Below are 21,777 nucleotides of genomic sequence, written 5' to 3' on the forward strand. Positions count from 1 at the left end.
TAATGGCTCCTTTCTGCGCAGCGGTGGATTGGGGCACGACGAATTTCCGTCTCTGGCTTCTGGATGCGAATGGCGCGGCGCTTGCCGAGCGGTCCAGCGGGGAAGGGATGCGCGCCTGCCAGCCCGACCGCTTCGAGCCGGTTCTTGAAGCCCATCTGGCAGCGATCGGAGCAGGCTCGGACCTGCCCGTCGTCGTGGCGGGGATGGCAGGTGCGCGAGGCGGCTGGCGCGAGGCCCCATATCGCGAAACGCCGGCCAGCCTGGAAGGCCTTTATGCGGATGCCATCAAGATCGATGGGCTCGCGCGCGACGTGCGCATTTTGCCGGGCGTGTGCCAGCGCGGGAAGGGCCGCGAGGATGTGATGCGCGGCGAGGAGACGCAGCTTGCCGGCGCATGGGCGGAAAGCGGCACCACCGGCCTCTTCTGCCTGCCCGGCACGCACTCGAAATGGGCGCGGGTCGAGGAGGGCGGGCTTGTGGGCTTTGCCACCTACATGACAGGCGAGCTCTTTGCGGTTTTGAGCCAACACTCGATCCTGCGCGAGATGGTTGCTGCGGGCGAGGGCGACAGCACGTCGCCCGCTTTCCAGGATGCCGTGGAAGAAATGGTGGGAGGTGCAGGCCTGACAGAGAAGCTTTTCTCGATCCGCGCCGCCTCTCTCCTCGACGGTGCTGCCGCCCCGGATGCAAAAGCCCGGCTTTCGGGTCTTTTGATCGGCGCGGAAATTGCCGCTGCGCGGAAGGATCTGCGGGAACAGATGGAGGTCACGCTCGTTGCCGATGGCGCGCAGGCGAAAGCCTATGAGGCGGCGCTGGCCGTCGCGGGCATCGCATGTCGCACGCGCGACGGGCAGGATTTGGTGCGCCGGGGGCTTCACAGCGCCGCCCTCGCGCTATGGCCGGAAAGGGCTGCAGTATGAAAAGAATAACTTGGCCGAAGCTTAAGCGTGACCTCGTCGCCATCCTTCGCGGGCTGAAGCCCGATGAGGCGCCGGGCGTGGTCGAAGCGCTGCTGGAGGCAGGGTTCGAGGCGATTGAGGTGCCTCTAAACTCACCGGAGCCGTTCCGTTCCATCGAGGCGGCCAGTCGCCTCGCGCCGGAAGGCACCCTGATTGGTGCCGGTACGGTGCTGACCACCGAAGATGTCGACAGGCTGCGCGAGGCCGGCGGCAACCTGCTCGTCAGCCCCAATGTTGAGCCCGCCGTCATCGGGCGCGCCGCCGATTACGGCATGGTCACGATGCCGGGCGTCTTCACGCCGACCGAAGCGCTCGCTGCCGCGCGCGCCGGGGCCTCGGCTCTGAAATTCTTCCCGGCCTCTGTTCTCGGACCAAACGGGATCAAGGCCATCATGGCGGTCCTGCCGCGCGAGGTTCCGGTGGGCGCTGTCGGCGGCGTGTCCGAGGCCGATTTTGCCGACTACAAGGCTGTGGGCGTGCGTACCTTCGGCCTCGGCTCGAGCCTCTACGGGCCCGGTATGGGCACAAGGGAGATAAGTGAACGGGCGCGGGCGGCCGTGGCCACCTATGACAGGGTTTTCCAGGTCGGGTAAGCTCGGCGGAGGACAATCCCGGTCTATCGGAATGGCGTTTCATGCTGCGGCGCAGCACCCTTACGATCAGATCGTCCACCCGCCATCGATGGCATATGCCTGACCGGTCGTGTAGGTTGCGGTGGCGAGATGCACCGCCAGATCGGCGATCTCTTCAGGGCTGCCGAGCCGGCCCATCGGCTGGCGGGCAATGAAGGCTTTACGGGCGGCCTCGTAGTCGCCAGTCGCCCTTAGCCGTTCCTGCAGCGACGGGCTTTCGACAGTGCCGGGGCAAATGGCGTTGCAGCGGATTCCTTGCGCTACGTAGTCGGCGGCCACTGCCTTGGTAAGACCGATCACAGCCGCCTTGGTCGTGCCATAGACGAAGCGGTTCGGCACGCCTTTGATGCTTGAGGCGACGGAGGACATGTTGATGATCGCCCCGCCTCCACGCTCTATCATTCCCGGCAGCACCGCGCGAATCGTGCGGACCATCGCTTTCACGTTGAGGTCGAAGGCGAACTCGAGCTCGTCGTCCTTCATATTGAGAATGGTCCCGGAATGGACAATGCCGGCACAATTGAAGAGCACATCGATCGGGCCGATCTCCTCGACCAGCGCGGCGACGGCGCCGTTATCCAGCACGTCGAGCTTGCGGGTGGCAATGTGTTCCTGGTCATCCAGCTCGGCAAGCAGTCTCTCATTGATATCTGTGGCGTAGACCCGGGCGCCGGTACGGGCGAAGGCAAGCGCGCTTGCCCGGCCAATACCCTGCGCCGCGGCAGTGACGAGGACCGTTTTTCCTTGCAGGCTGCTGGTCATGGATTTTCTCCGAGTGGGACGTTGGCCAAGGCTCGTTGGCGAGTGGATTCTTCTACGCGCATCATTTTCTAGACCCTATTTTTCCCTCCATCCAGATCATACCGCTTCCATGACCCCGCTATGGAAACTTTGCGGCGCGGCCAAACGGTGCAACTGCTATGATGCGGCAGGCCAATCCAACGTTGCGCCGGGATGGGAGATGAGGGAGGACGTACATTGATTATCGACACCCACCTGCATGTGATCGACAAGACGGCGCTTCGCTATCCCTGGCTGGAAAACACGCCACCTCTCGACCGCGACTTCTCCTATGCGTCCTATGCGGCGGAAGCGCGCCGGCTGGGGATCGAGGCTGCATTTCACATGGAGGTCGATGTCGCTGAAGGGGATATGGAGGCGGAAACCGAAAATGTGGCGAGCCTGGCAAACCCTCCGGACAGCTTGATCGTCGGCGCAATCGCTTCATGCCGTCCGGAAAACGAGGAGTTTCCCGCCTATCTGGAGCGCCAGAAGGCCAATCCCCTGATAAGAGGATTCCGGCGCGTGCTGCATGTGATGCCCGACGGGCTCTCCGAGCAGCCGCTCTTCCGTGAGAACGTCCGGCGGTTGTCGGGCACCGGCTTCACATTCGATCTATGCGTGCTGCCGCGCCAGCTGCCGAAGGCGGTGGCGCTGGTCGATCTGGCCCCGGAGGTGCAGTTCATCCTGGATCACTGCGGTACCCCCGACATCAAGGGCGGAGCATTGGAGCCATGGCGCACGCATATGAAGGAGATTTCGCAACGACCCAACGTGGCAGCGAAAATCTCGGGCGTCGTCGCCTATGCGGACGCGGAACGCTGGACGCTCGAAACATTGAAGCCATGGGTAGAGCACACCGTCGAATGCTTCGGCTGGGACCGCCTCGTCTGGGGAAGCGATTGGCCTGTCTGTACCCTCGGGGGCGGTCTTTCTACCTGGGTTGCTGCCACGCATGCCCTTTTCTCGGGCACCAGCGAGGAAGAGCGGGCAAAGCTCTTCTCAGGGAACGCGAAACGGCTCTGGAAGCTGTAGGACAGGCCTGCCGCCCGGCGAGAGAGCAAGATCGGTACAGGGCTGGCCCGGGCCGATCCCTGAATAGTTTCCGAGCGAAGGCGGGAAATACTCATTCACCCGCTTATTAATTCAGAATCCGCACAATTTCAGCATGGCAAGGCCGAACACGGCAATGAAGAGCCAACCGAAGATGCCGAGCATCAGCGGCCGTAAACCCTTTGCCCGAAGTTTTGAGATATCGATCTGCAGCCCCATCGCGGCAAGCGCCATGGACAGGAGAAAGGCTGTCACGGAGGCAGCGTTCTCGTTCAGCGATCGGGGAAGATCGACGACGCTGTTGAAGATAACGAGGAGGATGAATCCAAGGACGAACCAGGGCATTTGGGAACGCACCCTGGAGTCCGTCCCGCGACCGATATTGCGGATCGCTGCCATGGAGAGAATGAGGGGCGCGAGCATCAGCACACGCGTGAGCTTCGAAACCGTGCCGAACTGCCCGGCCGCTTCGCTGTGCTGGAATGCGGCCCCCGCCACCTGGGCTACCTCATGGATCGTTGCGCCGGTCCAGAGCCCGAAGGAAAGGGCGTCGAGGCCGAGCGGTTGCGCCAGAAGCGGGTAGATCAGCATCGCTGCCGATCCCAAGATCGAGACGCATGCGACCGCATAGGCAACGTCCTCGTCGCTGCCTTTGCTGACCGTATTTGCCGCTATCACTGCCGATGCCCCACAGACAGCCGTGCCGGCGGCGATCAGCTCGCTCAACGGCCGGTCGACCCCAAAGAGAGGGCCGGCGTAGCGGATCACCAGGAATGTTGCGGCAAGGGTCAGCGCCGTAACCGCGAACGCTGCCCCTCCCAGCTGCAGGATCTCAAAAACCGTAACCTGCAGGCCCAGCAAAATGATGCCTAGCCTCAGAATTTGCTTCAGCGAGAAGGTGACACCAGGCGACGTCTGGGACGGCAGTGCAATCACATTGTGCAGCACGAGGCCGATGACGAGCGAGAGGATCATGGGGCTCATAGCAGCAACACCGATGATGTTTCGCAGCATGAGCGCCATTGCCGCGATGGCGGCGGTCAGCACGACGCCCGGAAGAAGGGATAAAACGCCCGCAAAGAAAGGTGTGGCAGCGGGGGCAGGCTGGGTGTCGGAGGGATGTGCCACGGGAGTCCTTCTGAATGTGCAGGACCTGTTTGCACTTGAAAGACTGATCAATCCAACGGATATTTATTCTAGAAACGTTCGGTTTTTTCGAACAAAAGCCTATCTCATGACACTGGATCAGATACGCATTTTCATTGAAGTGGCCGGGCGAGAACATGTGACCAGAGCCGCCCAGGCGCTGAACATGACGCAATCCGCCGTGAGTGCCGCGATATCATCGCTCGAAACGCGGCATACCGTTACGCTCTTCAATCGCGTCGGGCGCAGGATCGAGCTGACGCAGGAGGGGCGACTTTTCCTGGCCGAGGCGCAGGCTCTGCTGCGTCGAGCCGAAGAAACCGAGCGCTTCCTGGCGGATCTCGGCGGCGAAGCATCGGGCGTCCTCAGGGTCCATGCATCTCAGACCGTGGCAAGCTACTGGCTGCCGCCGCACCTGGTGCGCTATCGCGACCTATATCCCCGCGTGCAGATCCAGCTTTCTCCGGGCAATACGAGCACGGTGGCCGCTGCCGTTCTGGAAGGGACATCGGATATCGGAGTGGTGGAAGGGGAGGTCGAGTTCCCCGGCCTCATAAAGGAAGTTGTAGCGGAAGACAGGCTGGTCATCATCGTCGGCAATCAGCACCCATGGGCGGATGGGATGCAAGTTTCCCCGGAGGATCTGACGCGGACGACCTGGATCATGCGCGAGCCGGGCTCGGGCACGAGAGCTGCATTCCAAGCCGATCTGCGTGCATTGGGGCTCGATCCCGATACGCTTCCCATCGCGCTGGAAATGCCCTCCAATGAGGCTTGTCTGGCTGCCGTGGAAGCCGGTAGCAGCGCCACGGTGCTGTCAAGGCGCGCAGCTCTTCCGCGCCTGCTTGTGGGCAGCTTCCATGAAGTGAATTTTGAACTGCCGGTGCGTCATTTCTCTACCTTGCGTCATGCCGAACGGCATGCTGCAAAATCCGTCCAGGCGATGATGGACCTATTGCGAAACGCCCAGCGGGAGGAGCTGGCGGCATAACCGCCGCAGCGCCCTGCGACCTGTTCCGCAGCCTCACCTGCTGACGCGTTTAACCGTTCTCGCCTGCGCGCGGGCTCCTTCCCGCGCAGGCGAAGGCCGGTTCGTCTTCTTATTCGGCGGCGATGGGCGTCCGCGCGCCATTGAGCGCCATCAACTGCCTGGCCCGCTCGAGACTTTGGGGCTGCTCATTGCGATAACGTGCACCGATCTCCATCATCAAAACCGTTCCCGGGAGGAATTCCAGCTCGCTGAAAATATCCTCCCAATCGATGTCGCCCCAGCCCAGCGGCATGTGGAGGTCGCCGAGACCAAGAGCTGTAGCCTCCTGAAGGTGGAAGGGCTTGTAGAAGCCCATCGGGCGGCCGAAGGAATCGTGCACGTGCAAGTGGCCGGTGACCGGAGCCATGGCGCGCAGCTGCTCACGGAAATCCAGTCCGCGATAGGTGGATTCGATATAGGCGTGGCTGAAATCGATCAGCGCCACGAGATTGGGATGGTTCACCGCCTTCACCGTTTCCGCGACCTCCGCCGGCGTCTGGCGGTATTGTCCGGGCTCGGTGGTGAAGATGTTCTCGAAGGCAATGCGAACGCCATAGGGCCGGGCGAATTCTGCGAGTTCGAAAAGCGCCTCGCGCTCGCGCTGATCGGCGGTGGCGCGCTCGGAAATCTGGTCGGCGCGCAAGTGGCCGCCGTGCTGCACGATGATCCGCGCGTCGATCCGGTCACAGACCTCTATCAGCGCCTTGGCTGCATCGAGCTGGTAGCGCACCGTGGCAGGGTCCATGAAATTCGAGGAGACCAGTCCGTGGACGGTGTAACGGAAGGGGAATTGGCTGGTGAGGGCTTGCAGCCTCTCGGCCCTTTCCTTGATGATGCGACCGCCGCTGATCAAGTCGATGCTGGTCAGGCCGAGTTCCACCGTGTCGACGCCCATATCGGCCAAGCGGCGAAGGTCGGTCTCAAGGCTTTGGAGCTCTCCGTCCTTCGAGCCCGAGTTGAAGCCGGTTGCGATGATGTTGCTCATTTGTTTGTCTCCAATGGATGGTTGTATCGGGTCGTGCCGCTTTGGGCGAATTCACGAGTTCATGGCAGCGCGCAGGGCGAGCGCACGTTCGGGCTCGTCCGAGGTGAGGTGGCCGATGCCGCGGTAGAGCCAGTGACGGATTCCGGCCTCGTCATTGAGCGTCCACACGCAGAGGCGCCGGAGGGGGAGTTTTTGACGGATGAGGGGCCATTGGGCTTCCATCAGCTCATGGTGGATGGCGACGATCTCCACAAGCGCCTCCACGCGATCGAGAAAGGCCGCGAGCCCGCCCTGTCTTTCCGCCCAGGCTGCGTTCACGGACACAAGTCGGCCGATCTCGGGAGCCTCCCTCCGGCAATCCTCGAGGACGGACGTGTCGAAGGAAGTGAGATATGCGCGCTTCTCGAGGCCGAAGCGTTTCAGCTCCTGGGCGACTTTGCCGGCAATGTCCGGGTAGGCCGTTCCCGTTTCGTCAATCTTCAGTTCGACATGCAGCGGCATCGCCGTCGGCGCCAGAATGGCGAGTACCTCGGCGAGTGTGGGAACGTGTTCGCCCAGACCCTTCAGTGTCGTGTCGAGACGGCTGTCGGGCGTCAGATCTCGAACAGGCCCCGAGCCTTCCGTCGTGCGCTCCAGCGTTGCGTCATGGATGACGACGAGTTCGCCCGCCCGCGTCAGATGGACGTCGAACTCGACTGCATCGACATCGAGTGCAAGGACATTTCGAAAACCAGTCAGTGAATTTTCAGGCCAGATATTGCGGGCGCCGCGATGGCCGATGATGAGGGTCATTTGAAACTCTTCAGCGGATAGTGGGATCGAGCTTGTCACGGAGCCAGTCACCGACGAGCGATATGGCAAGCGTCGTCAGCATGATGACGGCGGCAGGCGCCAGCATGATCCAGGGCGCATTGGTCAGATATTCTCTTCCGAACCCGACCATGTTGCCGAGGCTGGTTTGCGGAGGCTGCACGCCGAGGCCCAGGAAGGAGAGGCCGCTCTCCATGAGGATGATCTCAGGAAAGGTAAGCGTCATCGATACGATGAGCGTCGAGGCGACATTGGGCAGGATGTGCCGGAAATAGACCCGAGCCGGGGTAGCCCCGAGCTGGACGACCGAAGCGGCATAGCCCTGCGCGCCCGCCGAAATGGCCAGGCCGCGGGCGATACGGGCATATCGCTCCCAGCCATAGAAGCCCATAAGGCAGACAAGGAGCATCATGGAGGAGCCGAAAAAGGCAAGGACCGCGAGCGACATGATGAGAAAGGGAAGGGCCGCCTGGAAATCGGCAAGCACGAGGACAAGATGCTCCACGATCCCGCGGAACTGGGCGGCCGCGAAGCCGAGCGCCGTTCCGAACACCGCCGAGATGATCGTCGCGCCGAATGCGATGACGAGCGAAACGCGGATCGACTGGATGAGGCGCGAGAGCACGTCTCGGCCAAGCTCGTCCGTTCCTAGCCAATGGCCAGGCGTGCCCGGGGGTGCAAGACGGCTGGTGAGGTCCATGGCGGTGATGCCGTAGGGCCGCAGCCAATCGGCCAGGATGGCGATCAGCACCATGGCCGCGAGCCAGACGATGCCGAGCCCTACCGAAACCGGCACTTGGCGGCGGATTCGTGAGATGAAGCCGAGGGCGGGCCGAGGCGAAAGTTGCCTGTCTGCAAGATTTACCGAAGACATCTCTTTCTTCCTCCTGGCGCTAATGGGCGGCGCGCGAGCGCAGGCGCGGGTCAAGCCAGCCGTAGAGAAGGTCGACGGCCAGATTTGAAATCACCATGGCGGCGGCAATGATGAGCAGGATGCATTGAACGACGGCCAGGTCGCGATTGGTTACCGAGACCACTAGAAGCCTGCCGATCCCGGGCCAGGAGAAAATCGATTCCACGACCACCGCGCCGGCAATCAGGGAGCCGACCATGAAGCCCACGATCGTAACGATCGGGATTGCGGCATTGGGCAGGGCGTGCCCCCAAACGACGTCGCGCCATTTGAGGCCCTTTGCCGAAGCGGTGCGGATGAAGGGCTGGCCCATCACCTCGATCATGGCGCTGCGGGAGAAGCGGGCCAGAATGCCGATGCCGCCGATGCTCATCGTCAGTATGGGGAGGACCGTGTGAGCCCATGTGCCTTGTCCGCCCGAGGGAAGCATGCCCAAAGTGACGGCAAAGACGAGGACGAGGATCAAGCCGAGAACGAAGGAGGGAATGGTAAAGCCGAGGATCGAAAGGAGGATCACGCTGCGATCGGTGACGCTCTGACGATGAAAAGCGGCATAGACGCCGGCCGGAATGCCGATGAGCAGCTTGAGAAGGAGGGCCGGCAGGGTGAGCTGGAGCGTGGCGGGCACGCGCTCCAGAACCAGATCGATGGCCGGTGCCTTGTCACGCATGGACACACCGAAATCGCCCGTGAAGATGGATTTGATATAGGCAAGGTACTGGATCCAGAGGGGCTGGTCCAACCCCCATGCACGCCGGAAGGCGTCCACGGATTCCTGCGGCACGTCGGGGCCGAGCATCACCTGTGCGGGATCGCCCGACATGCGCAGCACGACGAAGGCGAAGGTGACCACGGCGGCAATCGTGATCACCGCCCGCAGAAGCCTTGTGAGGACGAACTGAACCATTGCTGTCTCCTGTTCCCCTTACGCTGCCAGGGCGGCGTGGCTGGCCACAGCGTGACAGGCAGCGGTTCTGCCTGCGTCGATCTGCTGAAGGGGAGGCGTTTTGCTGCGGCAGAGGTCGGTTGCGAGCGGGCAGCGGGGATGGAAGGCGCAGCCGGACGGACGCGCCGCTGGATTGGGTGGCTCCCCCTGCAGGATGACGCGGCTCTCCAGCCGCTTGCCGGGGACGGGCATGCTCGATACGAGCGCCTGCGTGTAGGGATGGCGCGGAGAGTGGAAGATCGTATCGGACGATCCTTCCTCGACGATCTTGCCGAGATACATCACCGCCACGCGGTCTGCGATGTTGCGGACCACCTTCAGATCGTGGCTGATGAACACCATTGCGATGCCGTTCTGCTCCTGCAGGTCGCGCAGCATGTTGACCACCTGGGCCTGGATGGAGACGTCAAGAGCCGATACCGGCTCGTCGCAGACCAGCAGCGAAGGCTGTGTCGCCAAGGCGCGCGCGATCACCGCCCGCTGGCGCTGGCCGCCGGAAAGTTCATGCGGGTAGCGCCCGGCCTGATCGGGACGGAGGCCGACCGCATCCATCAGCTCACGGATGCGTGCGGTGCGCTCTTCTGTGCTGCCGATCTGATGGATGTCGAGCGGCTCGCCGATCTGCGCCGCGATCGTGAGGCGGCGGTCGAGTGCTGCGAGCGGATCCTGGTAGACAAGCTGCATCCTTGCGCGCAGCGCACGCCATTCGGGGCTGCGAAGCGGCGGCATTCGACGTCCCTCGAACAGGATTTCGCCGCCCTGCGCGGCATCGATGCCGAGCAGCATGCGCCCGAGCGTCGACTTGCCGGAGCCGGATTCGCCGACAATTCCAAGCGTCTCGCCCGGTACGACGGACAGGGAGATGTCGTCCACGGCGCGCACTGGCTGCGGACGGCTGAACGGGCCTTTCCGCATTTCGTAGATGCGGACGAGGTTTCTCGCCTCGATCAATGGCTTCATCGGATCGCTTCTTCGAGGATTTTCGCTTGGACGGCGCCTTCCCGGCCAGCTTCGATGGGATTGGTGCAGGCCAGGCTGCGGCCATCCGGCTGAAGCAGGAGGCGCGGCTTGTTCGTCAGGCAAAATTGCGTTGCGTGCCTGCATCGGGGCGAAAAAGCACAACCCCTCGGCAGTTCCTTCGGGTTGGGCACGGTGCCGGGGATGGGAACCAGTCTCTGGCGCGGGCCGTCAAGCCGCGGAATGGCGTCGAACAGCCCACGGGTATAGGGGTGCCGCGGCGCACCGAAGAGTTGATCGACGGAGCCTTGTTCCACGATCCGGCCGGCATACATCACGCAGACGCGCTCGCAGACCTGCGAGACGGCACCAAGATCATGGCTGATGAAGACCAGCGCCATGCCCGTTTCGGATCGGAGTTGAACGAGAAGGTCGAGGATCTGTGCCTGGATCGTCGCATCCAGAGCCGTGGTGGGCTCGTCGGCGATTAGCAGTTCCGGTTCGCCGGCAAGCGCCATGGCGATCATCAGCCGTTGGCACTGGCCGCCGGAAAACTCGTGCGCGAATTGATCGAAACGCCTTCGGGGGTCCGGTATGCCCACCAGGTCCATCAGGCGCAGGGCCTCGGCTTTGGCCGACTCTCCGGTCAGGCCGCGATGGATCGTAAGCGCCTCGGTCAGCTGGCGCCCGATGCGCAGCACGGGGTTCAGCGAGCTCGAAGGATCCTGGAAGATCATCGCGATCCGCTTCCCGCGCACTTTCTCGAGCGTGGGCCGTGGCGCCGCCGACAATTCGTCTCCCTCGAGCCGGATAGAGCCTGTGACGCTCGCTTTCCCGGGCAGAAGGCCGAGCGCGGCGAGCCAGGTGACGGATTTGCCGCAACCCGATTCTCCCACCAGGCCGACCGCCTCTCCATGACCCACGTCGAGATCGATCCCGTGCAGAACCTGGACGCCATCGAAGGCGACCTTCAGGTCGCGCAGTTCCACCAGATTGGGGGTGACAGTGTTCATACCGTTCCCACGCTTGGTTAGATCCGCGGCCGGGCCGCGGTGTCTTTGAAAAGGAGAAAAGCTCCGGCGGCGTTTCCGCCGGAGCGTCGGGATCGAAGGTCGATCACATGGTCCAGTTGGAGGCGCGGAAGTCCATCGCGAAGGCAGGCGCCGCCTTCCACTTCAAGGAAGACTTCATGCCCGTGAAGACCGCGTTCTGGTGCAGGAGCGTATAGACGGGATCTTCGCGCTCGCAGATTTCGAGCATTCGGGCGAAGGCCTTCTTGCGTTTTTCCTTGTCGGTCGATGTTTCCATCACCACGGAAAGCTCGTTCACCTCGGCATTGGTCCAGTCCTTCTTCTGCTGGACTTCTCCGTTCGGGCCGAACTGCACGACCATCGGCGTGATCGGATCGTTGATGGTGTTGGATGCCGACCAGTCGCGAACGCCCTTTACGCCTGCCGGATCGTGGATCTGGCCCCAGTTCTCCTTCATCTCGATTTCGACATTGAGGCCGACCTGCCTCCACATCTCGACGAGAACCTGCGCGGTGGGCGTCTGGTTGGTGTAGTAGTTGTTCAGGAGGCGATAGGGGATCGGATCGCCCTTGTAATTGGCCTGCTTCAACAATTCTCGCGCCAGTTCCGGATTGAATTCCGGCGGGGTCCATCCCTCGATGAACATGTCGGTAGCGCGGAAGGATTCAAACTGCAGGCCTGCGGGAATGACCGTTTGGCCGGCCCAAAGCGCGTCGATGATCGCCTGCCTGTCGATCGAATGGGTCATCGCGCGGCGCACCAGCGGGTCGGCCAGGATGGGGTTCTCGGTGTTGAAGACCGAAATGCGATGGTTCCAGATGGTGGAGTTCTGGACCTCGAAGCCTGGCGCCGACTGGACGGCGCCGATCTGATCCGGCGGCAGGTCGCAGGCGAAGTCGTATTCGCCGGAGAGAAGACCGTTGACGCGCGAAGCGACCTCGGGAACTTCCACGAAGCGGATCTGCTCCAATGGCGGGCGCCCACCCCAATAGTCGTCAAAGGCAACCAGCGTGAGCGAGACGTCCGGTTTGTACTCGGCCACCATATATGGTCCGGTGGTGATCGGCTTGCGGGCCCATTCCGTGTAGGAAGGTGCCTCGTCCCAGGCGCGGCGGTTGGCGATCTGGCTACCGCCGGAATAGAGGCGGCCTTCCAACGTCACATCCGGCGTCGCGTTGTGCAGGCGTACCGTATACTTGTCGACGGCTTCGATGCCGGCCAGCGAGGGCCAGAGGCGGCGGCCGACGCCCGGAACGGAAGCGGGCAGTTCCTTGACGGTGGCCGGCTTGTGATCGTCGGCGAAGATGGTCTTGCCGCCGGCGGGCTCCGTATCTCCGAAAACGCGCTCCTTCGAGAAGGAGAAGACCACGTCGTCCGCCGTCAGCTCGTCGCCATTATGGAACTTGACGCCCTGGCGCAGCTTGAGCTCGAGCGTCTTGTCGTCGATGCGCTTCCATTCGGTGGCAAGTCCGGGGACCGGACCCTGGTTGCCCATCCAGTCGCGAAGGATCAGGCCTTCCCAGAGGTTCGGGAAGAACACGCGCTCGCCGACATTGGACTGCTCGTACCAGATGTCGAGTGTGTTGTTGTTGGTGATCTTCTGAACCGCAATGGTGACGGACGGCCGCGCCGCCTGGCCGATTGCGAAGCGGGGCAGAACCATGCTGCCCGCGGTTGCGCCGAGCAGGCCAAGCGCGCGCCTGCGATTGAGCGAAAACATGCGGAAGTCTCCTTTGCGTAGCCAGACCGTGGCCGAAGCCGAATGCGCCGCACATTTGGATGATCCACATGGCACTTTCATAAAGCTCTTGTGAAACATTCATGACATTCGATTCAATGGAAGATCTTGGAAGAGAAGACGAAATATAGAAGAATACGAATACAAGAGATTCACGATTATACTGTGGAAAATCCCCTGATGCAGATGAGATATTCATCAGAAAAATTGGCTGCGCTCCAAGGATGATGCAGCCGGCGGCCCGAATGTCTCGCCGCATTGCCGGTCGGTCTGCTCTGTTCGAGGCCTATTTACGCCAGCTCCGCAGAAAACAGCGCCCTTCCGTGAAAAAGACATGAGATTTTTGATAGGGCAGAAAAATTCTGAAAGACGCCTTGCCTTATTTGTGTCTACCTCTCGCCGCGGTGCAGTCCAATTTCGGGCACGCGCGGGGTGGGGGAGAGCGGTGAAATAACCTCCACCACGGCAACATGTGTGGGGGCCATTCATGCGAAAGCCAATTTCGCTGCGCGATGTCGTGCGTGGTGTTTTCGATTGCAATGTTCTCGGCATTCACGCTGCGCGTCGAACGGACGAAGCTGGTATAAATGCATGGCGCCGCAGTCGTCCCGCAACGGTGTGGGTTGTGCTCGCAGCTCTATCTGCCCCGCTGCTTTGGGCCAACGCAGCGCAGGCGCAAGTGCAGCGAAGCTTCATCAACCTGGGCTTTGAAGAGCCCGTCCTGCCGAGCAACAATTGCTGGTCTATACGAGAGGACGCCATTGTCCCGGGTTGGGAAACCACTGAGCCGACCTTCAACGGTACATGGGACGCCACCACTCACGGCACCTGTGGCGGGCACAAGGCCGCACCGCCTATCGAAGGCGGCATTCAGATCTTCAAAGGAACGATTCAGGATTTAGGAGGGTTTATCACGAACCCGGCCTCCGGCTCGCAGTATGCGGAGCTGAACGCCTTCACGCCTTCCCGTCTCTACCAGAATGTCTGCCTCGTGAGCGGTGACGCGGTGAACTGGAGCCTTGCTCACAAAGGTCGCGGCGCCACCAACCAGATGCAGTTCAATATCGGAACCAATCCATCGGGGTCCGGCAGCCAGCCCATTATGACCGCCACAACGACTTCAGGTGGCGTAGGCACGGTCAATTCCGTCGGACTTGGATCGGCCAGCGTCACCAGCAATGTGAACGGTTGGGCCAATTACTCCGGCAATTTCACATGGACTGGCGCGACCGGAATGCAGACGGTCGGATTCCAAGCGATTGACGGGGCAAGCGTAGGGAACTTCCTGGACGATGTCCGCTTGGATCTGAAGCCATTCGTGGAATTCGCGACGGCGAGCGGTTCAGACGCCGAGGCAAATGGAGGGAATATCCCTCAGATTGTTGTCAGCGGCAGCTTTCCGGTGCCGACGCCGATCACCGTGAATGTCGTGGGGGGTAGCGCTACACTCGGGACAGAATATACGACACCGAGCGGCACCAGTAGCTTTCAAGTGATCATCCCGGCCGGCCAGTATGCCGGCACTGCCTTCCCGCTGGGTGTCGAGATCATCGATGACACTTCTAGCGAAGATGACGAGACGATTATCTTCGAACTGGACGCAAATTCGTCCGACTATACGGTTCTGAGCACGCAGACCTGTGGTGCCCCTGCGATCGCACAATCCACCTACACGATCGTCGACGACGATCAAGATGTCGACCTCTCCATCACCAAGGACGACGGTCAGTCGACCTTCACCCGCGGCGGCACGCTCAATTACACCATTGTGGTCAGCAACAACGGTCCTGCCGACGCGCTCGGCGCGCAGGTGAGCGATCCGCTTCCTGCCGGTATCACCACCGCAAGCTGGACCTGTGGCAGCGCGACGGGCGGCGCGGCTTGTGGCGCTCCGAGCGGAACCGGGGCGATCAGCACGACGGCGGACCTGCCGGCAGGAAGCTCTGTCACATATACATTGAACATGAGCGTGCCCGCCGGTTACGCCGGCGTGACGCTCACCAACACCGCCACGGTCACCGCGCCGGCAGGCGTCGTCGACATCGACGACAGCAACAACACCGCCCGCGATACGAATTCGCTGTCGCCGCCTCAACCCAGCTTCGGGTCCTGCACGTCTACGATGTATCTGGCGCAGAGCCAGCCGACCGGGCTTTATCAATTCAATACGTCGTCAAATCCGATCACCGTCCAGCCGGTCGGAGCGACATCGTCTTTCAACTACAACGCCGTTGCCTTTAACCCGGGCGATAATTACCTCTACGCCATATCTTCCGCGAATAGCCTTCTGCGCATCGGCAGCGATGGCAGCGTCGTAGATCTGGGCGCAGTAACAAACCTCCCTCAGGTGGCCGGCCGCGCATACAACGCTGGTGAAATTGCCCCCGATGGGAGCTATTACGTCCGGACGCAGGTGATCTCCAATGAACTCTACCGGATCGATCTAAGCACGAAAACTGCTACGAGCGTACCCCTCAGCCAGGCGTTGTCGATAGCCGATCTGGCGTGGCACAATGGCCTGCTTTACACGGTCGACAACCAAAACTTCACCACCACTCTTTACGCGATCAATCCTACAAGCGGTCAAGTCACGCGTGTCGGTCCGACCGGCCAGACGACTGCCTTATTCGGCGCGTTGTTCGGCGCGAGCAACGGACTCTTTGGCGGCAATAACAGCGGCGGCTTTTATCAGTTCGATCTGACGACTGGCACAGCAACGCTGATCTCGGATCTGCCGGGTTCCAGCAACAATGACGGCGCGAAGTGCGCGGCCTCGCCCATGGAATTCCCCGTCGATCTGGCGATCACCAAGGATAACGGCCGCGAGGTCGTCGCGCCGGGCGAAACGACTTATACGATCACCGTTTCCAACAATGGCCCGTTCGGCGTTCAGAACGCGCTGGTCAATGATGCGCTGCCCGTTGGCATTACCGATGCGGAATGGACCTGCGGCACGCCCGTGAACGGCGGCGTCTGTGGCGTCGCAAGCGGCACGGGAGCGATCGCGAATGCGCCGGTGAGCCTGCCGGTGGGCGGCTCCGTCACCTTCCAGCTGACGATGACGGTGCCAGAGACCTTTGGCGGTGATCTCGTCAACACGGCCACGGTGACGAGCCCGGCGGGGTCGCCGGATACCGATACCAGCAACAACACGGCGACGGATACGGACGAAGGACAGCCGGGCTTCGGCATGTGCGATGCGAGCATGTATCTGACGCAGGGCGTGCCCACGCAGCTCTATCAGTTCGACACCTCGAACAATCCTTTCCTATACACTCCGATCGGTTCAGCTTCGACGGGCTACAATGCGGCGGGCCGGCATCCGCAGGATGGCTACATTTATGCGCTTGGCGGCACTCCTACGACACTTTTCCGTATCGGTAGCGACGGTAATGCTCAAAGCCTCGGGGCTGTGACCGGCCTTCCCAATGGCTACTACCAATCCGGTGAAATTGCTCCCGACGGCAGCTACTACGTCAAAATACAAAACACCAATCAGCTCTACCGCATCGACGTTACCACGCGGACGGCACAGCTCATCACGCTGAGCCAGGCCGTCAACAGCGGCGATATGGCCTGGCACAACGGCCTGCTCTACACGACGCATACCGATACGGCGGAGCGGCTAGCGACGATCAATCCGCAGACGGGTGCCGTCAGCGTGATTGGTCCGGTCGCAGGACCGGTCTACTTCGGCGCCATGTTCGGTGCCTCGAACGGCGTGTTCGGCGCCAGCAATGCCGGCGGGTTCTATCAGTTTGATCTCACCACAGGCGCAGCGACCCTGATTTCGGACTCGCCGCCTACTGGCAGCAATGACGGCGCGAAATGCGCGACGTCGCCGTTGGAGTTCCCGGTCGATCTCGCCATCACGAAGGATGACGGGGCGACGACCTATACCCCCGGTTTCGACGTCAGTTACACGATCGTCGTTTCCAACAATGGCCCGTTCGGCGTCCAGAACGCGGCGGTTAGCGATCCGCTGCCGGCGGGCATCACGAACGCCACCTGGACCTGCGGTGGCGAGACCAATGGTGGAATTTGCGGTCAGGCAAGCGGAACGGGTGCCATCGACACCACGGTGAACCTGCCGGTCGGAGCCTCTGTCACCTACACGTTGAGCATGGCCGTGCCGATAAGCTACAGCGGCAATCTCACCAACACGGCGACGGTGACCGCGCCGGCAGGCTCACCGGATATCGATACCAGCAACAACACGGCGAGCGACACGAACACCGAGGCGCCGCCTCCCACTTCGGGCGTGTGCTCGCCGCGGGTGGTGACGGCGGGTAACAGTTTCACGCTGGCCCCGTTCCCGGTCACCGGCACAGTGACAAGGTCTGGCGCTGCAAGCAATTGGCAGGCCGACAATCCTTGGGCAACGCAGGGCGGCGAAGACTACAGCATTCGCTGGAACTTCTCGCAGCCGATTCCAGCCAACTGGATCCGTTTCGCCGTCGTAGACGTCAACCAGACCGGCACTGCCAATTACAATGCGCAGCCGCCAGTCTTTACCATCAGCTTGGGAGGTGGAAGTACGGCCACGCCGGCTGACTTCTCCCTTGTTCAAGGCGATCTCACTTATTCGGGTGGCGCTCTTCGCTATGTTCCCGGCGGGCCATATCGGCAGTCGGGATATCTGCAGGGCAACAGCGCCGATACGGTCACCTCCATCACCATCACGTCCAGCGGCGTGGGAGTTGGCGACAACATTGCCAACCAGCTTTTCGTCCGTCCGCCGTGCCTGACGATTTCCAAGGTGAGCCAGGAGGGTATCGGCAGCTTCCAGATCGACACGACTAATGTTGTCGCCGCGAACGGAACTGCCGTGCCCAGCACCACGCTAACAACCACCGAGGCTGGCACGGCGGTTTCCTCGCCGATGTACTTCGCCGCCGATACGCGCGCGGACCTCGTCCTGAGCGAGGTTGTGCCGGCCAACTGGAACCTCGCCACGGCGGTCTGCACGGACCAGAATGCGGGCACGACCGGCAATCCGACGGTGATCGGCAGCTTCGCTTCCCCGGCGATCACGATTCCCGCGGCCAATGTGCGCCCGCAGGCCGACATCCAGTGCCTGTTCACCAACGAGCAGATGGTGGAGGCAGACCTTTCCATCACCAAGGATGACGGCCAGACGACCTTTGTGCCGGGCTTCGACGCCACTTATACCATCGTCGTCAGCAACGCCGGCCCGGACGATGCGATGGGGTCGCGGGTGCAGGATCCGCTTCCCGCCAGCATATCCAATGCGACGTGGACCTGCGGCGGCGAGACCGGCGGCGCGGTCTGCGGCGCAGCAAGCGGCACGGGCGGCATCGACACCACCGCCGACCTGCCTGCGGGTTCGTCCGTCACCTACACGCTCTCGATGGCCGTGCCAGCGAGCTACTCGGGCGATCTCACCAACACGGCGACGGTGACGGTGCCGGAGGGGATGACGGATCCCGACCTTTCCAACAACGAGGACAGCGACACCAACACGATGGCGCCGCCTCCCACGTCGGGGGCGTGCTCGCCGGTGCGCATCCTGGGCAATACGACGTTTAGCTCGGCGCCGCTGCCCGTCACCGGAACGGTCACGAAGTCCGGCGCCCCCAACGGATGGAATCCCGGGAGTCCATGGGGAACCTATGGCGGGAACTACACCTTCCGCTGGACTTTCGCGCAGCCCATCCCGGCGGACTGGATCGAGTTTGCCGTCGCGGATGTCGGCGCCGAGGAGTATCGGACCACGCCGGCCAGGATTACCATCAGCGTGGCCGGAGGCACGGCAAGTGTTGCCGATTTCTCCCTGGTGCCAGGCTGGAGGTCCGATGCATGGGGCCAGATGCTCTGGAGCGGCTCGACGGGCGTCCTGAGCTTCGATCCCTCGGGCGACGTCAAGCAGGCCGGTGCGCTGCGAGGCAATTCTACCAGAACCCTCACCTCCATCACCATCACGACCAGCAACGTCGTTTCCGGTGATCATATCGCCAACCTGCTCTTTGCCCGTCCGGCCTGTTTGACGGTCTCGAAGGTGAGCGAGGAGGGGACGGGCAGCTTCCAGATCGACATGACCAATGTGGTGCAGGCGAACGGTACTGCCGTTCCCAACACCACGCTGACGACGACCGAGGCCGGCACTCCGGTCGCGTCGCCTGCCTACAATTCGGTTCCCGGCAGGGACCTCGTCCTGAGCGAGGTGGTGCCGACCGACTGGAGCGCGGAGTCCGCGGTCTGCACCGACCAGAACGCAGGCAACACCGGCAATCCAACGGTGATCGGCAGCTTCACGTCGCCGGTGATCGCGATTCCGGCGGCCAATGTGCGCCCGCAATCCGACATCCAGTGCCTGTTCACGAACGTTACCGGTGAGGCCGAGATCCGTGTGGTGAAGGAACTGGCGGCCGAGAGCGGCCTTGTGGCCGGTGTCGCCGAGCCCGGCGAGACGTTGACATACAGGCTGACGCTAACGAGCCTGGAAAGCTTCGATGCGTTCTATGACCTGACCGACAACATCGACGACAACACCACCTATGTTACGGGTTCGGCGACGGTGGGCGGCACCGCCCGCGAGCCGCTTACCGCCGATCCGCTCACCTGGGACGACATCATCGTACCGGCGAACGGCTCCGTCATCGTCGAGTACCAGGTCACGGTGGCCGATCCGATCCCGGCCGGGGTGACGGAGATCGGCAACATTGCCTACCGGACCGGCGATCCGGAGCCCGATTGCACGACGGCACCGGACCAGTGCGTCATCACCCCGACACCGGGCACGGCAACGCCGGTAAAGAGCCTGTCGGGAGAAAGCGGCCTGGTCGACGGTCTGGCCGAACCCGGCGAGACGCTCACCTATACGGTGACGCTCACCAATCCGGATGCGGCGGCAGCGCTTTATGACCTGACCGACAATATTGACGACAACGTCACCTATGTTGCCGGTTCGGCGAGAGTCGGCGGTGCGGCGGTCGAGCCGCTCACTGCGGATCCGCTGACCTGGGCCGACATCATCGTGCCGGCGAATGGCAGCATCGACGTGGTCTACCAGGTCACGGTGGCCGATCCGATCCCGGCCGGGGTGACGGAGATCGGCAACATTGCCTACCGGACCGGCGATCCGGAGCCCGATTGCACGACGGCACCGGACCAGTGCGTCATCACACCGACGCCGGGCACGGCGACGCCGAGCAAACAGCTGACGGCGGAAAGCGGCCTTGTGGCGGGCGTGGCCGAACCGGGCGAGACGCTCACCTATACCGTGACGCTGACCAATCCGGATGCGGCGGCAGCCCTTTACGACCTGACCGACAACATCGATGACAATGTCACCTATGTCGCCGGTTCGGCCACCGTCGGGGGCGCAGCCCTTGAGCCCGTCGGGAGCGATCCGCTCGTCTGGGACGGCATCGTCGTCCCAGCCAATGGCACCATCGACGTGGTCTATCAGGTGATCGTCGATGATCCGCTGGATCCGAGCGTCACCGAAATCCGCAATGCGGCCACGGACGACTGCACGGCCAATCCTGATGCCTGCGTCGTCATACCCGCCATCGACCAAGCCGATCTCGAGATCACCAAGACGAACGGCAGCAATACTTATGTGCCGGGTGCGGACCTGATCTACACGATCGTCGTGAGCAATCACGGTCCAACGGATGTGGCGAACGCGCTCGTCAATGATCCGCTGCCCAGCGGCTTCACGAGCGCAAGCTGGACCTGCGGCACACCGGTTAATGGTGCAAGCTGCGGTGTCGCGAGCGGTTCCGGTGCGATTGCCGATGTCCCGGTAGATCTCCCGGTCAACGGCTCCGTCACCTTCACGCTTTCCATCCCGGTGGATGCATCCAAGACCGGCGAAATCATAAACGCCGCAACCGTTGCGAGCCCTCCGGACTCCTATGATCCGAACCCGGACAACAACATCGCCCGGGACCGCGACATTTATCCGCTGGTGGCCACGGTAAAGGAACTGGTCGCCGAAAACGGCCGGCTCGATGGTGTGGCAGAGCCGGGCGAGACGCTGACCTACCGGGTGACCCTGACGAGCGCGGAGAGCTTCGACGCGTTCTATGACCTGGTCGACAACATCGATGACAACACCAGCTATGTGGCGGGTTCCGCCGCGATCGACGGTGTGGCTACTGAGCCGACGGGCAGCGATCCGCTTGTCTGGCCTGCAATATCGATCCTGGCAAACGATACGGTCGTCGTCGAATACCAGGTGATGGTTGCCGACCCGCTCCCGGCTGGCGTTGTCCAAATCCGCAATGCCGCGACGCAGAGTTGTGAAGCCTATCCGCAGGCATGCGTCATCACCCCGACGCCTGGAACGGCGGTTCCTGTGAAGCAGCTTTCGGCGGAAAGCGGCTCGTTGGCCGGCGTGGCCGAGCCGGGCGAGACGCTCACTTATACGGTGACGCTTACCAATCCGGATGCGGCGGCAGCCCTTTATGACCTGACCGACAATATCGACGACAACGTCACCTATGTTGCCGGTTCGGCCACCGTGGGCGGTGTGGCCCTTGAGCCGGTCGGAACCGACCCGCTCACCTGGAACGGCATCGTCGTGCCGGCGAATGGCACGGTGGAGGTGGTCTATCAGGTCACCGTCGCNGACCCGATCCCCGCTGGTGTGACCGAGATCGGCAACGTCGCCTACAGGACNGGCGATCCGGAACCCGANTGCGCGACGGCGCCCGACCAGTGCGTGACCACCCCGACGCCGGGGACGGCGACACCGGTGAAGCAGCTTTCGGCTGAAAGCGGCCTCGTGGCCGGCGTGGCCGAGCCGGGCGAGACGCTCACCTATACG

Annotated in this window: 13 protein-coding genes and 1 pseudogene; 5 read left to right on the forward strand and 9 right to left on the reverse strand. The window is 62.4% G+C overall.

Annotation, left to right across the window (positions count from 1 at the left end):
- The first annotated feature begins 2 nt into the window (after nucleotides 1-2).
- On the forward strand, nucleotides 3-920 hold the full coding sequence (locus CHEJ32_RS0121130) for a 2-dehydro-3-deoxygalactonokinase (RefSeq protein WP_028035561.1): 918 nt from the start codon (nucleotides 3-5) through the stop codon (nucleotides 918-920).
- Nucleotides 917-1,552: a 2-dehydro-3-deoxy-6-phosphogalactonate aldolase gene (locus CHEJ32_RS0121135; RefSeq protein ID WP_028035562.1), complete on the forward strand. Its 636-nt coding sequence runs from the start codon at nucleotides 917-919 to the stop codon at nucleotides 1,550-1,552. The genes CHEJ32_RS0121130 and CHEJ32_RS0121135 overlap by 4 nt, the downstream gene beginning before the upstream one ends.
- Before the next feature lie 66 nt (nucleotides 1,553-1,618).
- Here the strand turns inward: CHEJ32_RS0121135 and CHEJ32_RS0121140 are convergent, their stop codons facing one another.
- Nucleotides 1,619-2,353, reverse strand: coding sequence for an SDR family oxidoreductase (locus CHEJ32_RS0121140; protein WP_028035563.1), 735 nt, complete (start codon nucleotides 2,351-2,353; stop codon nucleotides 1,619-1,621).
- A 216-nt stretch (nucleotides 2,354-2,569) separates the two neighbouring features.
- On the opposite strand from CHEJ32_RS0121140, the gene CHEJ32_RS0121145 reads away from it, so the two are divergent.
- Complete coding sequence (locus CHEJ32_RS0121145) at nucleotides 2,570-3,406, forward strand: amidohydrolase (protein WP_028035564.1); 837 nt, start codon at nucleotides 2,570-2,572, stop codon at nucleotides 3,404-3,406.
- Nucleotides 3,407-3,517: 111 nt separating this feature from the next.
- Here the strand turns inward: CHEJ32_RS0121145 and CHEJ32_RS0121150 are convergent, their stop codons facing one another.
- Nucleotides 3,518-4,552: a YeiH family protein gene (locus CHEJ32_RS0121150; protein WP_245261237.1), complete on the reverse strand. Its 1,035-nt coding sequence runs from the start codon at nucleotides 4,550-4,552 to the stop codon at nucleotides 3,518-3,520.
- 106 nt (nucleotides 4,553-4,658) lie between these two features.
- Between CHEJ32_RS0121150 and CHEJ32_RS0121155 the strand changes: the two genes are divergently transcribed.
- Complete coding sequence (locus CHEJ32_RS0121155; RefSeq protein WP_028035566.1) at nucleotides 4,659-5,561, forward strand: LysR family transcriptional regulator; 903 nt, start codon at nucleotides 4,659-4,661, stop codon at nucleotides 5,559-5,561.
- 109 nt (nucleotides 5,562-5,670) lie between these two features.
- Here CHEJ32_RS0121155 and CHEJ32_RS0121160 read toward each other — a convergent pair whose 3' ends face one another.
- The 7 genes from CHEJ32_RS0121160 to CHEJ32_RS0121190 all read right to left on the reverse strand — a co-directional run bounded on the left by CHEJ32_RS0121160 (nucleotide 5,671) and on the right by CHEJ32_RS0121190 (nucleotide 12,962).
- Nucleotides 5,671-6,585 (reverse strand): TIM barrel protein, encoded by a 915-nt coding sequence (locus CHEJ32_RS0121160; RefSeq protein ID WP_028035567.1) that lies wholly within the window; start codon nucleotides 6,583-6,585, stop codon nucleotides 5,671-5,673.
- A 51-nt stretch (nucleotides 6,586-6,636) separates the two neighbouring features.
- Nucleotides 6,637-7,377: a glycerophosphodiester phosphodiesterase family protein gene (locus CHEJ32_RS0121165; RefSeq protein ID WP_028035568.1), complete on the reverse strand. Its 741-nt coding sequence runs from the start codon at nucleotides 7,375-7,377 to the stop codon at nucleotides 6,637-6,639.
- A gap of 10 nt (nucleotides 7,378-7,387) precedes the next feature.
- A complete protein-coding gene (locus CHEJ32_RS0121170; protein ID WP_028035569.1) occupies nucleotides 7,388-8,269 on the reverse strand; it encodes an ABC transporter permease in 882 nt (293 codons plus the stop codon).
- A 19-nt stretch (nucleotides 8,270-8,288) separates the two neighbouring features.
- Complete coding sequence (locus tag CHEJ32_RS0121175) at nucleotides 8,289-9,215, reverse strand: ABC transporter permease (protein ID WP_028035570.1); 927 nt, start codon at nucleotides 9,213-9,215, stop codon at nucleotides 8,289-8,291.
- A gap of 18 nt (nucleotides 9,216-9,233) precedes the next feature.
- Entirely contained in the window at nucleotides 9,234-10,214 is a 981-nt protein-coding gene (locus CHEJ32_RS0121180) for an ABC transporter ATP-binding protein (RefSeq protein ID WP_028035571.1), read from the reverse strand.
- A complete protein-coding gene (locus tag CHEJ32_RS0121185; RefSeq protein WP_028035572.1) occupies nucleotides 10,211-11,224 on the reverse strand; it encodes an ABC transporter ATP-binding protein in 1,014 nt (337 codons plus the stop codon). Before CHEJ32_RS0121185 ends, CHEJ32_RS0121180 begins: the two co-directional genes overlap by 4 nt.
- Nucleotides 11,225-11,327: 103 nt before the next feature.
- Nucleotides 11,328-12,962 (reverse strand): ABC transporter substrate-binding protein, encoded by a 1,635-nt coding sequence (locus CHEJ32_RS0121190; RefSeq protein ID WP_028035573.1) that lies wholly within the window; start codon nucleotides 12,960-12,962, stop codon nucleotides 11,328-11,330.
- A 505-nt stretch (nucleotides 12,963-13,467) separates the two neighbouring features.
- On the opposite strand from CHEJ32_RS0121190, the pseudogene CHEJ32_RS25640 reads away from it, so the two are divergent.
- A pseudogene (locus tag CHEJ32_RS25640) lies at nucleotides 13,468-21,777 on the forward strand (DUF11 domain-containing protein); the annotation flags it as partial.

Source organism: Chelativorans sp. J32, assembly GCF_000518985.1.
In the GTDB taxonomy this organism is placed as follows: domain Bacteria; phylum Pseudomonadota; class Alphaproteobacteria; order Rhizobiales; family Rhizobiaceae; genus Chelativorans.